Origin of the sequence: Thiorhodococcus drewsii AZ1 (assembly GCF_000224065.1) — a bacterium.
Taxonomy (GTDB): Bacteria; Pseudomonadota; Gammaproteobacteria; order Chromatiales; family Chromatiaceae; genus Imhoffiella; species Imhoffiella drewsii.
In genome coordinates, this window is record NZ_AFWT01000031.1 from 15,419 (window position 1) to 28,393 (window position 12,975).

The window sequence follows — 12,975 nt, forward strand, 5'->3', positions numbered from 1 at the left end:
GTTTATAGGCTCGCCATCCGAGCGGCCCGTATGCGATCCGAAACAGGCTCAGACGCCGAAGGATTCGCCGCAGCCGCATGGATTCTTGGCGTTCGGATTGCGAAACTCGAAGCCCTGATTGAGCAGATTCGATCTGACGAAATCGATCTCCATTCCGTCGATCCGCCCAAGACTGTCCTCGTCGACGACTACTTTAACCCCATGGCTCTCGAAAATCCGATCGCTGGAAGCCAAATCGTCTGCGTAATCGACCTCGTAGGCGTAGCCGCTGCATCCGCTCTTCTTGGTTCCGACGCGCAGGCCGACCCCTGTGCCACGCTTGGCGAGCATGTTGGAAACGTGTTGAGCGGCCGCTTCGGTCAGTGTGACAGCCATGTTCGTGATCCCCTATTTTTGCCTGATGTCATTGGAGGCTGAATTAGACATCCGAGCGACCATTTTCAAGGTTGAAGCCTCCATGTACCACGAGTATCTTCACGGAACGTTGGGACCATAGCTTAGAAGATCCCCCCTCTTGCCTCTCGACCCGACCACCTTCCACCTAGACCAGCGCCGATCGCCAGAAATCGATACGGGCATCCCCATCGGCCTGTGCATCCTGGATGCCGAGCTGAAGCCGACCTGGCTCTATACCTCTGACACCCTGCACGAAACGTCCCCCGAGACGAACCCAGCTGGGGCATGGACCGAACGCCTCACCAGCGACACAGCGTTCATTGGTGCCGCACGACACGTCTGGGAAAGGGGGACGGCAGAACGCCGTGGACTGACGCTGCGCGAGCCGACCGGAGCCCGACGGTTCGACCTCACATTGACCCCGGTGAAAACCGCCGACGGCACCCCGAGCCACCTTATGGTCTGCGTCCTCGACGTGACCGATCTGCTGCGGGCCGAGGAGGCGAGCGCAAACAGCGCCGACTGCTATCGCTTGGCGGCGGACTACACGTACGACTGGGAATACTGGATTTCGCCCGACGGATGCCTGCGCTGGATGTCGCCTTCCAGCGAGCGCGTCACGGGGCGCGAGCCGACGGCCTTCTTCCTCGACCCCGAACTCCTGGATAGAATCATCCATCCCGAAGATCGGGCGATGGTCGCACGACATCTGTTACAGCGCTGTCGAGACAGGGAACCGGATACCCTGACCTTTCGCATCCTGCGACCGGACGGCGAGATCCGTTGGATCGAGCAGATCTGTCAGGCGGTCTTCGAATCGAATGGCGCATTCGCCGGAAAGCGCGCCAGCAATCGTGATGTCACGGATCGGATGCAAATGGAACACGCATTGCGGGAAAGCGAGAATCAGTTCCGTCTCATGTTCGAGCTGGCGACCGTCGGAATGGCGCTCGTGGACCCGGAAACCCGCGCCATCCTGCATGTGAATCAGCAGCTCTGCCGACTGCTCGGCTATTCGGTCGACGAATTGCTCGGCATGACCTTCTACGACCTGACTCACCCGGAAGACCGCGAACAGGATCTGGTGAGTTTCCAGCGCGCCATGCGCCAGGAAAAGGACGACTATTTCACCGAAAAACGCTATATCCGCAAGGACGGACAGGTCGTCTGGGCCTTGGTCAACGCCGCCTTCATCCGTGACGCAGCGGGATATCCGCTGAAAACGATCGCAGCCGCCATCGATATTACGGGCAGACGCCAAGCCGAGGCGCGCGCACGCGAACTGGCCACCGTCGTCGAGTGCTCATCCGATTTCATCGGGGTTGCCGACCTGAACGAGCGCGGCATCTATATCAATCACGCGGGCCAGAAGTTGGTCGGACTGGACGGCGACGCGTCCGTTCGGACGACGCAAATCCTGGATTTCATCTTCGCCGAGGATCTGCCGTTCGCCAAGGAAACCGTGCTTCCGACCGTCATGAACGAGGGCCGCTGGGCCGGGGAGATCCGTTTCCGTCACTTCGTCACCGAAGAGCCGATCGACGTTTACTGGGACGCACTGCGAATCGACGATCCCGAAACCGGCCGCCCCATGAGGTTCGCGACCGTCACCCGCGACATCCGCAAGGAAAAGGCCGCCGAGGAGGCCATGCGGAAGGCCGATCGACGCAAGGACGAGTTCCTCGCCATGCTGGGTCACGAGCTGCGCAATCCAATGGCCCCCATCCGCAATGCGGTCGAAATCATCCGTCGGGTCGGAATCGGCGAGGATACGCGCATCCACTGGGCGGTCGAACTGCTCGACCGCCAGACGGCCCACATGGGACGCCTCCTGGACGACCTGCTCGACGTCTCGCGCATCGTCAGCGGGCGACTGGAGCTGGAGCATCGCCCGGTTCAGATCAGCGACATGGTCCAGCAGGTCGTCGACGGTGTGCGCTTCTTGATGGACGAACGTCACCACCATTTCACCTGGACGCTTCCCGATCCGCAGGTCCAGGTCGAGGGGGACTCGGTCCGCCTCTCCCAGGTCCTGCTCAACCTGCTGGTCAATGCGGCCAAATATACCCCGGAGGGCGGCCGGGTCAGCGTCGAAACCGAGTCGACAGCCGACGAGGTGAGGATTCGGGTCAGCGACAATGGTCAAGGGATGAGCCAGGAACAGATCGATTCGCTCTTTAAGCTTTTCTCCCCTGGGATGCGCCCCATCGATACCCCGAGCGGTGGACTCGGGCTTGGGCTGGCCATCGCCCGGCGTCTGACCGAGATGCACGGGGGACGGCTTGACGCCATCAGCACGGGCGTCGGACAGGGCACGGAGATGCGACTGCATCTGCCTCGGCTACAGCCTTCCGAGGCGAGCGCGCAGGAGCCGGCCCCCATCGATTGCGCCGAGCCCAACCCAGCATCCAATTCCAAGCGCATCCTGGTCGTCGACGACAACCCAGACGTCGCCGGCGCCTTGGCCCTGCTGCTGGAGATCCTGGGCTATCAGGTGGAAACGGCCAATTCGGGTGCCGACGGCATCGCTGCGGTCCGGCGCTTTCGTCCTCGGGTCGCCTTCCTGGATATCGGCATTCCAGACATCGATGGTCTGGAACTGGCTCGCCGGCTACGTGCGGAATTTCCGGATCCGGAACGACTCATGCTGATCGCCCTCACTGGACTGGGTCACGAGGAGGCAAAGGAACGCTCCTTGGCGGCAGGATTCGATCGGCATCTGGTCAAGCCCCTCGAACAGAAGGTGCTGGTCGAGCTGCTGGAACAGCTGAACTGATCGCACTCCGGAGCAAAACCCACTCAGTGACGATGCTCGGCGACACGCATACTGGAAACGGAGGCCATGTCCAGGAGACCGCGCATCAAGGCTGCGCGCTCGCCCATCGATAGCGTCTCGACGAGCGCCTGCTTGTCCTCCGGGCTCAAGGGTAGATGGGCACAGAGCAGATTGGTGAGATCCGTGTCGCTCATCTTGTCGAGATCGTCCCAGGGGATCTCCACTGAGTTCAGCTTACAATAGGACCTGAGCGAGGTCAGAAAACCGGAGCGGTCTGCCATGACCTCACCCTCGGAGTGATAGTCTACGGCGAACCGCTCCCAATCGACCGAGACGCGGCGGTACCCCTTGCATCCCTCGATCTCCTCGCGCACCTGAAAACGACACACCCCGCTCAGGACCAGGACGATACGCCCGTCCGAGGTCTCGCTGTAGGAGGTAATCCGACCGGCACAACCGACGCGATGGATCTCCGGAGCATCCTCCAGGGCTGCTTCACTCGTCGGCTGGACCATGCCGATGAGATGGTCGGACGCCAGAGCGTCCCACACCATGCTCAGATATCTTGGCTCGAAGATGTTGAGCGGCAACTGGACCCCTGGCATGACCACAGCGCCGGGAAGCGGAAAGATGGCGAGCTCGCCGGGCAGATCGGAGAATGTCGGAAAGAATGGATTGCGCGTCATCATCTACTCCAGGCTGCGAACCCCCTTCAGGGTGCATCGCCAATGGTTCGAGTCTAAAAAGGGCCTTGCCTCGCCTAATTTGGGGCACCCGTACCCGTTCCACAGCCCGACCTGCGTCGGGCCGATAACGCTTCGACAGCGAGACCGCTCGATCCTTCCATAGCCACTGAAGGAGAGGCTATCCGGCACCCACGAACGTCTGCAATAGGCCAATGGCATCATCGAACCGTTCGCGGATCGCACCCAAGCGAAGGAATCATCCAGCAACAGATTCCAGATGCTCTTAGGTGCGAATGTATTCGCATCTACATCAAGTTGCCGTATTTCCGAAACGCCTGCGACACTCCGAGATCGGCAAGCACTCGCATCGGCCGACGTCCGATTCGAAGAGGGACAGAGACAACGCGCGGCATCACAGGCTGGAAATCATCCGGCTAGGCCGCATTCTGTGCTACCTGGCACTGAACTCGACGAGGATGACATGCAGCAGGACAGACCGGGACACAAGGACCATGCAGAGACGGACCGACTCGCGATGGGGCGCGATTTCCAACGCATCCGTCGTTTCAGCGAGCAACTCTGCGAGCCACTGATCATAGAAGACTATGGACTTCAGACGGTTCCGGAGGCCAGCCCGCCCAAATGGCATCTGGCCCACGTCACCTGGTTCTACGAGACCTTTCTGCTGCGCCCCTTTCTTCCCGACTACCCGGTCTTTCATCCGCGCTTCGAATATCTATTCAACAGCTATTACGAACAGACCTGCACCGGTTTCTGGCCGCGTTCCGAACGTGGACTGCTGTCACGCCCGAGCGTTTCCGAGGTCTATGACTACCGCCACCATGTCGACGACGCCATGGAGCGCTTGATCGCAACCTGTCCCTCGGACGCCTGGCCCAAGGTGCAGATGCGATTGGGCATCGGACTGAATCACGAACAGCAACACCAAGAGCTGCTGGTCACGGACATCAAGCGGCACTTTGCACACAACCCACTGCGACCGGCCTACCGGGCGGACCTGCCCCTGGCGCCGATCGCGAATCCCTCCCCGCTCACCTGGACCCGTTTCGACGCCGAACTCATGGAGCTGGGGGCCGGCCCGGAAGGCTTTGCCTACGACAACGAGCGCCCACGCCACCGCGTCTTCCTCGAACCCTTCGCGATCGCCGACCGCCCCATCACCAACGGCGAGTATCTCGACTTCATCGCCGACGGCGGCTACCGCAATTCGGCCTTCTGGCTCTCGGACGGCTGGGCGACCATCCGGCGCGAGGGCTGGACGTGTCCGCTCTACTGGGAGGGCCAACCCGACGCCGCTCCCAGCGACTGGCGGATCATGACACTGGGAGGCTTGCGCCCGCTGAATCCGGCCGAGCCGGTCTGTCACCTGAGCTACTACGAGGCCGACGCCTTCGCCACCTGGGCCGGCAAACGGCTGCCCACAGAGGCGGAATGGGAGCGTGCGGCCTCGGATCGCCCCATTGCCGGCAACTTCGTCGACGCCGCCTGGCTGCATCCGCGTCCAGCGGAACAGGCCGACGGTCTGAAACAGCTCTTCGGCGACGTTTGGGAATGGACGGGATCGGCCTATCTGCCCTACCCGGGATATCGCGCTCCAGCGGGCGCGCTCGGCGAATACAACGGCAAGTTCATGTGCAACCAGATGGTACTGCGGGGCGGATCCTGCGCGACCTCGCGCGATCATGCTCGGCTCAGCTACCGCAACTTTTTCTATCCTCACGAACGCTGGCAATTCAAAGGATTCCGACTCGCGGAGACCATCCAATGACCACCGCTGCAGCAACGCGTCGCACCCCCAAGGACACCCGAGAATCGGAGCATCGAGACAGCGGCGCCAGCCCGTCCGAGCGAATCCGCTTCCACGACTACCACCCGACACCCTCCGACGTGCGCGCCGAGGTGCTCACCGGACTCTCCCAGACCCAAAAACGCCTTCCGCCCAAGCTGTTCTACGATCGGCGCGGCTCGCAACTGTTCGACGCCATCACCGAACTGCCCGAGTATTACCCGACCCGTACCGAAATCGAGATCCTGCGCGCGCACGGCACCGAGATTGCCGACCTCCTCGGTCGCCATCGGGTGCTGATCGAACTCGGCAGCGGCAGCAGCCTCAAGATCCAGACACTGCTCGCCGCGCTACAGCCCGAAGTCTATGTTCCGGTCGACATCTCGCGCGACCATCTGCTCGACTCGGCGCGAACGCTCGCCGGGCGTTTCCCCTGGCTGCGGATTCGGGCCGCCTGCGCCGACTACTCGGTCCCCTTCGAGCTGCCGCTCGACCCCGACTGGTCGCATCTCACCGCCTTCTTCCCCGGATCTAGCATCGGCAACTTCGACCCGGACGAGGCACTCCGCTTCCTGCTACGGGTCGGCAAGGTACTGGGATCGGGCGGTCGCCTGCTGATCGGCGTGGATCTGCGCAAGGATCCCGAGACGCTGAATGCCGCCTACAACGACGCCCAGGGCGTCACGGCCGACTTCAACCTCAACCTGCTCGCCCACATCAATCGCGAGCTCGACGCCGACTTCGACCTGGATGCCTTCTCGCACAGGGCCTTCTTCGATGCAGAGCACAGCCGCATCGAAATGCATTTGGTCAGCCGCCGAGATCAAGAGGTCCATGTCGCGGGAAGCACCTTCCACTTCAGGCAGGACGAGACCATCCACACCGAGAGCTCCTATAAATACGGACTCGACGACTTCCACGCACTGGCCAGAGATGCCGGATTCCAACCCGAGCGTGTCTGGACCGATCCCCATCAGCTCTTCAGCGTGCATGCGCTGCGACTGACGTAGCTACCAGCTACCAGCTACCAGCTACCAGCTACCAGCTACCAGCTACCAGCTACCAGCTACCAGCTACCAGCTACCAGCAAGATTGTATGGCTGACGGCTGGAGGCTGAAAGCTGGCGGCTGGCGGCTGGCAACAGCCCATTTTTGTCCGTCGGCGTGGGGCAAGGTAGTATCCCAAGCTCACCGGCCCCATTCCGAGGCCGCCGGCATCGAGTATCGCCCCGATGAACGAAATTTCCCCGGAACAGACGCTAGAACGCGATGTTCAGTTGTTTACCGCCCTCCTGGGCGAGGTGCTACGCGAACACAGCCGCAAGCGCGTGTTGGTGATCGTGGAGCGGTTGCGCGACGGTTTCATGCAGTTACGCGAGCAGGAAGACTCCGAGTTACGCGATCGGCTGATGAAACGCATCGAAGCACTGGATCCCCAGACCCTGTCCGAGGTGATCCGCGCCTTCAACATCTATTTCGGATTGGTCAGCACGGCCGAGGAACTCAACGCCCATCTCAAGCGCATGGATCGTATCTCGGCGGGCGAGCGACTGTGGGTTGGCTCCTTCGACGACACGGTCCGCCAATTCCAGGAAGACGGAGTGAGTCCCGAGAACTTCCAAAGCCTGCTGGAACATCTCGTTTACCTTCCCGTCTTTACCGCGCACCCGACCGAGTCCAAGCGACGCACCATATCGGACAACTTCAGACGCATCTTTCTCATCGCCCAGGATCTGCATCGCCGCCGACTCAACGAAGAGGAGCTGGAGGAAAAGCTGCAGGAGATCCTGACCCAGATCCAGGTCCTCTGGAAGACCGATGAGGTCCGTGTCCACAAGCCCCAGGTGACCGACGAGATTCGCCAGGGACTCCACTATTTCCGTGAATCACTGTTCGAGGCGGTCCCGGACATCTATCGCTTTCTGGAAAAGTCGGTTCGACGCGCCTACGGTCCCAAGACCGGGATCAAGGTCCCGAGTTTCATCCGCTTCGGCTCCTGGATCGGTGGCGATCGTGACGGCAATCCGTTCGTCAAACCCGAAACCACGGAACTGGCCGTGCGCATGCACGCCGAGCTGATCCTGGAGGAGTATCTCGACCGATTGAAACGCCTGCGTCGGATGCTCAGCCATTCGAGTTCGCTCTGCCAGCCCTCCCCTGCCTTCCTCGACAGCCTCGACTCCGACGAGGACTACTGGATCGACACCATGGGACAGAGCCAACGCCTGTTCCTCTACGAGCCCTACCGTCGCAAACTCGCCATGATGCGGCACCGACTCCAGGCCAACCTGGACCGACTGCACAGCCGCATGGAGGGACACGACGACGAGGGACTGCCGGCGGGCTACGCCAGCGACCGCGATTTCTTGAACGATCTCTATCTGATCCGCGACTCGCTGATCCACCACGGAGACGCCAGCGCGGCCAGCGGTCCGCTGCAAGACCTGATCCGTCTGGCCGAATCGTTCGGCTTCCATCTGGTCCACCTGGACATCCGCCAGGAATCTACCCGTCACACCCAGGCGGTGACCGAACTCTTCGCCCGCCAGCCCGGCGCGCCCTATTACCAGGCGTTCAGCGAGGAACAGCGTCTCATGGCGCTGGCCGAGGCCGTCGCCCACCCCCATCCGTTCGTCATCGACAAGGCGACGCTAACCCCCGAGACGCGCGAGACCCTGGAGGTCTTCGAGGTCATGGCGCGGATGCGCGCCGAGGTGGGCGACAAGGTCTTCGGCCAATACGTCATCTCCATGACCCACGCGGCCAGCCATGTCATGGAGGTGATGCTACTGGCCCGTCTCGCCGGACTGGTCGGCAAGGACCGTCAGGGCTGGTTCTGCAGCCTGCAGGTTTCGCCCCTGTTCGAGACCATCGAGGACCTGAGCCACATCGACCAGGTCATGAGCACCCTGTTCGACAACCCAACCTATCAGTCCCTGCTCAAGGCGTCCGGCAATCAGCAAGAGGTCATGCTGGGCTATTCCGACTCCTGCAAGGACGGCGGCATCCTTTCGGCGAGCTGGAACCTCTACGAGGCCCAGAACAAGGTGATCGCACTCGCCGACGACCGGGGCGTAGCCTGCCGACTGTTCCACGGTCGCGGCGGCACCGTCGGACGGGGCGGCGGCCCCACGCACGAGGCGATCATGGCCCAGCCGGTCGATACGGTGCATGGCCAGATCAAATTCACCGAACAGGGCGAGGTACTGTCCTACCGCTATGCCAATCCGGAAACGGCCCGCTATGAGCTGACCATGGGCGTCAGCGGTCTGATCAAGGCCAGCCGCTGCCTCATCGAGCCGCCAGACGAGGCGCGCAACGACTATCTCGGCATCATGGACGAGCTGGCCCGATACGGCGAGGAGGCCTATCGCGCCCTGGTCCGCGACACCGAAGGTTTTCTCGATTATTTCTACGAGTGCACACCACTCGACGGCATCGGCCTGCTCAACATCGGCTCGCGCCCTTCGCACCGCAAGAAGGCCGACCGCTCGCTCGGATCCATTCGCGCCATTCCCTGGGTCTTCGGCTGGGGTCAGTCGCGACACACCATTCCTGCCTGGTTCAGCATCGGCCAGGCGATCGAGCGCTACCGAGGCAACGACCTGGAACGTCTGGCCAAGCTGCAGAAGATGTATCAGGAGTGGCCCTATTTCCGCTCGCTCCTGTCCAACACCCAGATGTCGCTGTTCAAGGCCGAGATGCGGATCGCGCGCCAGTACGCCCGACTCGCAGAGGATCGGGAACGCGCCGCTCATATCTTCGGTATGATCGAGGAAGAGCACCGACGCACCGTGACCCAAGTCCTGAACGTGGCCGGACTGCGCGTCCTCATGGAGGAAACGCCCGACCTGCATCTCTCGCTGGCTCGCCGCAATCTCTATCTGGATCCGCTGAACCACATTCAGGTCTCGCTGCTGGAGCGTTACCGGGCCGAGGAGGACGAGGAACAGCGCGAGGAATGGCTGGACCCGCTGCTACGATCCATCAACGCCATCGCCGCCGGCATGCGCAACACAGGATAAGACGCAAGCATGAACCCATTGATCGAGGCCCGGGATCTGGTTCGTCTCTATCCCGGAGTGCGCGCGGTCGACGGCATCGGTCTACGGGTCGAGCCCGGGCAGTGCTACGGCCTGCTCGGTCCCAACGGGGCCGGCAAGACGACCACGCTGGAATTGCTCGAAGGCATCCAGAAACCGACCTCGGGCCAGGTGCTCTACAAGGGCCGCCCACTGGACCGGGACTATCACGAACGGATCGGCATCCAGTTCCAGGCCACCGCCCTACAGGACTTCCAGACCGTCGGCGAGTCGCTCAAGATGTTCGCAAGCCTCTATCGCCGCACGGCCGATCGCGACGCGCTGATCCACATCTGCAACCTCGCCGAGATCCTCGATCGCGACACCCGCAAGCTCTCGGGTGGCCAGCGCCAGCGGCTGCTGCTCGCCATCGCGCTCGTCAACGACCCGGAACTGGTCTTTCTGGACGAACCGACCACCGGACTCGATCCACAGGCGCGCCGCAATTTTTGGGGCCTGATCGAGCGCGTCAAGCGGCGCGGCACCACGGTGCTGCTGACGACCCATTACATGGAGGAAGCGGAACGACTCTGCGATCGTGTAGCGATCGTCGATCGAGGCCGCGTTATCGCCGAGGGCGAACCGAGCCAGCTGATCGGCGAGCACTTCCCGGCGCGGGTGGTTCGGCTGCCGGACTCGGCCTGGCCCGAGGACACGCCCTTGCCGCCGGGCGCCGTGGCCCGGGATGGAGAGATCGAACTCTTCGCCGAAGAGGTGACCGCCACGATCGCCGATCTGGAACGACTGGGCGCGGATCTCAGCGCACTGAGAGTGGACATCCCCAATCTGGAGGATCTCTTCCTCAAACTCACCGGACACGCATTGCGTGCCTGACATCGAATCGAAACACAACAGGGAGCATTAAGGGATGCGGTGGCACCGAACGCTCGCGATCCTGGTCGCCCGCAATCGCGAGTTTTATCGCGACCGCGCTGGCCTGAGCTGGAACATCCTGATGCCCATCGTCATGGTGATGGCCTTCGCCTTTCTCTTCCCAGACGAACAGGGCAGCGCTCAGCTCAAGGTCGGTGTCGTCACTCCAGGAGGAGATCTCGCCAGCGTCTCCTCGCCCTTCCTCGGACTCGACCACGTCCGCTTCATTCCCTTTACGACGCCCGACTCCGCCATACCCAAGGTCGAGCGTCACCAGTTGGATCTGCTGCTCGATCTGCGTGGAGCGCCCACCTACTGGGTCAACCGCGACTCGACGAACGGCTATGTAGCCGAGCGACTGCTGCAAGGGGCCTACGCGACACCCACTCAGGCTGTACCCGAGCGCCGCACACTGGAGGGCAAGGCACTGCGCTATGTGGACTGGGCCTTACCAGGCGTGCTGGCGATGAACCTCATGTTCTCCAGTCTCTGGGGCGTCGGCTGGGTAGTGGTGCGCTATCGCAAGAACGGCGTGCTGCGACGACTCAAGGCCACACCGCTGACACCCTGGGAGTTTCTGACCGCCCAGGTGATCTCGCGACTTCTGGTGGTGATGGGGGCAAGCCTGGTGGTCTATCTCGGAGCTGCACTGCTCCTGCACCCACCCATGCACGGATCCTATCTCGCGCTCATCCTGATCTATGTCGCCGGAGCACTCTGTTTCATCAGCCTGGGACTCATCGTCTCGGCGCGGCTACGCACGGAAGAGGTCGCGGACGGCATACTTAACCTGGTGTCCTGGCCCATGCTGTTGCTCTCGGGGATCTGGTTCTCGGTGGACGGAACCAGCGCGATGGCTCAAAACCTCTCGCAACTGGTGCCTCTGACCTATTTGGTGGATGCCGCGCGTGGGATCATGATCGATGGTGGCGGAGTGCTGGACGTACTACCCCAGATCGGACTGCTGTTGGGACTCGCGGCACTCTTCCTGGGAATCGCGGCCCGGTTCTTTCGATGGGAGTAGCGACGCCCGCTGACTAGTACCACAGACCTGAAATTGCCGGGATAATGGCAGGCGACGATCCAACCCCAGCCAGAGGAGTCGCCCGCCATCGCCCGTCCAGCCCCTTTGATTGTTCTCTGCCCGGAGCAACGTGCAGAGCTCGAACGCATCGCGCGCAGTCGCGAAAAGCCCCCACCGCTTGGTCCAACGCGCGCAGATGATGTTGAGCGCCGCTGACGGCGAGACCAACAAGCACATTGCATTCACCCTCGGCGTCAACGAAGACGGCGTCGGGCAGTGGCGGCGGCGTTGGTTCGACGCCCACGACCGACTCGCCGCCGTAGCGGGTCAGCCCAAGCGCCTGCGCGCGGTGATCGAGGAGGTACTGGCCGATCGTCCGCGCTCCGGGGCTCCAGGCGATTTCACGCCCGAGCAGATCTGCCAGATCATCGCCCTGGCCTGCGAAACACCACCCCCTCCCTTGACCCACTGGACGCGCAAGGATTTGGTGCGCGAGACGATCCAGCGCGGCATTGCGCCAACCATTTCGGCCACGACAATCGGCCGTATTTTAAAATCAGGCAGACCTCAAGCCGCATCGGACCCGCTACTGGCTCAATCCCAAGATTCCTGACGAGGCGGCCTTTCGCGAGGAGGTCCGCACGGTGTGCACCCTCTATCATCAAGCACAGGAACTCCATGAGCAGGGCGTGCATGTCATCTCCACGGACGAGAAGACCGGCATTCAGGCCCTGGAGCCGATCCATCCGTCACATCCGACGCGTCCAGGCCGTCCCCAAGCCGTCGAGTTCGAATACACGCGCCACGGCACCCAAGCGTTGATCGCCAACTTCGAGGTCGCCACCGGGCAGATCCTCGCGCCCTCCATCGGCGACACCCGCACCGAAGCCGACTTCCTCGCCCATCTCACCGCCACCGTCGACACCGATCCTCAAGGCGAATGGATCTTCATCTGCGATCAGCTCAACATCCACCAGTCGGCCAGCCTGGTGGAGTTCGTCGCTCGAGCGCTGTGAGATCAAGACGGATCTCGGTCACAAAGGCCAGGACGGCATCCTCAAAAGCATGGCCTCCCGGGCCGCATTCCTCCAGGATTCCCACGCACCGCATCCGCTTCGTCTATACCCCCAAGCACTGCTCCTGGCTCAACCAAGTCGAGATCTGGTTCGGCATTCTGGCCCGACGACTGCTCAAGCGCGGACGGTTTTCATCCACCGAGGCGCTCAAGCAGCGGATCCTCGAATTCGTTGATTTCTTCAACCAGACTCTCGCCAAACCCTTCCGCTGGACCTACATCGGCAAGCCACTGATGGCGTAAATTTACCAGTGAA

11 protein-coding genes are annotated in these 12,975 nt (G+C 62.1%); 9 read left to right on the forward strand and 2 right to left on the reverse strand.

Annotated features, from left to right (window positions below; translation table 11 throughout):
- Window positions 1-48: 48 nt before the first annotated feature.
- Entirely contained in the window at window positions 49-375 is a 327-nt protein-coding gene (locus tag THIDRDRAFT_RS17475; protein ID WP_007042225.1) for a HesB/IscA family protein, read from the reverse strand.
- Window positions 376-514: 139 nt separating this feature from the next.
- On the opposite strand from THIDRDRAFT_RS17475, the gene THIDRDRAFT_RS17480 reads away from it, so the two are divergent.
- Window positions 515-3,172, forward strand: coding sequence for a PAS domain-containing hybrid sensor histidine kinase/response regulator (locus tag THIDRDRAFT_RS17480; protein ID WP_007042226.1), 2,658 nt, complete (start codon window positions 515-517; stop codon window positions 3,170-3,172).
- 23 nt (window positions 3,173-3,195) lie between these two features.
- Here THIDRDRAFT_RS17480 and THIDRDRAFT_RS17485 read toward each other — a convergent pair whose 3' ends face one another.
- Window positions 3,196-3,858, reverse strand: a complete 663-nt coding sequence (locus THIDRDRAFT_RS17485) for an LON peptidase substrate-binding domain-containing protein (RefSeq protein ID WP_007042227.1) — start codon at window positions 3,856-3,858, stop codon at window positions 3,196-3,198.
- A gap of 481 nt (window positions 3,859-4,339) precedes the next feature.
- On the opposite strand from THIDRDRAFT_RS17485, the gene egtB reads away from it, so the two are divergent.
- The 8 genes from egtB (at window position 4,340) to THIDRDRAFT_RS27120 (ending at window position 12,962) form a co-directional block, all read left to right on the forward strand.
- Window positions 4,340-5,647 carry an ergothioneine biosynthesis protein EgtB gene (gene egtB / locus THIDRDRAFT_RS17490; protein ID WP_007042228.1) on the forward strand — a complete coding sequence of 436 codons (1,308 nt, stop codon included), beginning with the start codon at window positions 4,340-4,342 and terminating at the stop codon, window positions 5,645-5,647.
- Window positions 5,644-6,675 carry an L-histidine N(alpha)-methyltransferase gene (gene egtD, locus THIDRDRAFT_RS17495; protein ID WP_007042229.1) on the forward strand — a complete coding sequence of 344 codons (1,032 nt, stop codon included), beginning with the start codon at window positions 5,644-5,646 and terminating at the stop codon, window positions 6,673-6,675. The genes egtB and egtD overlap by 4 nt, the downstream gene beginning before the upstream one ends.
- 222 nt (window positions 6,676-6,897) lie before the next feature.
- Window positions 6,898-9,690: a phosphoenolpyruvate carboxylase gene (ppc, locus tag THIDRDRAFT_RS17500; protein ID WP_007042230.1), complete on the forward strand. Its 2,793-nt coding sequence runs from the start codon at window positions 6,898-6,900 to the stop codon at window positions 9,688-9,690.
- Window positions 9,691-9,699: 9 nt separating this feature from the next.
- Window positions 9,700-10,581, forward strand: a complete 882-nt coding sequence (locus THIDRDRAFT_RS17505) for an ABC transporter ATP-binding protein (protein ID WP_007042231.1) — start codon at window positions 9,700-9,702, stop codon at window positions 10,579-10,581.
- Window positions 10,582-10,615: 34 nt separating this feature from the next.
- Complete coding sequence (locus THIDRDRAFT_RS17510) at window positions 10,616-11,644, forward strand: ABC transporter permease (RefSeq protein WP_007042232.1); 1,029 nt, start codon at window positions 10,616-10,618, stop codon at window positions 11,642-11,644.
- 199 nt (window positions 11,645-11,843) lie between these two features.
- Complete coding sequence (locus tag THIDRDRAFT_RS17515; RefSeq protein ID WP_245535877.1) at window positions 11,844-12,257, forward strand: helix-turn-helix domain-containing protein; 414 nt, start codon at window positions 11,844-11,846, stop codon at window positions 12,255-12,257.
- 31 nt (window positions 12,258-12,288) lie between these two features.
- On the forward strand, window positions 12,289-12,660 hold the full coding sequence (locus THIDRDRAFT_RS27115) for a transposase (protein ID WP_007042234.1): 372 nt from the start codon (window positions 12,289-12,291) through the stop codon (window positions 12,658-12,660).
- Complete coding sequence (locus THIDRDRAFT_RS27120; protein WP_007042235.1) at window positions 12,657-12,962, forward strand: transposase; 306 nt, start codon at window positions 12,657-12,659, stop codon at window positions 12,960-12,962. Before THIDRDRAFT_RS27115 ends, THIDRDRAFT_RS27120 begins: the two co-directional genes overlap by 4 nt.
- Window positions 12,963-12,975 lie beyond the last annotated feature (13 nt).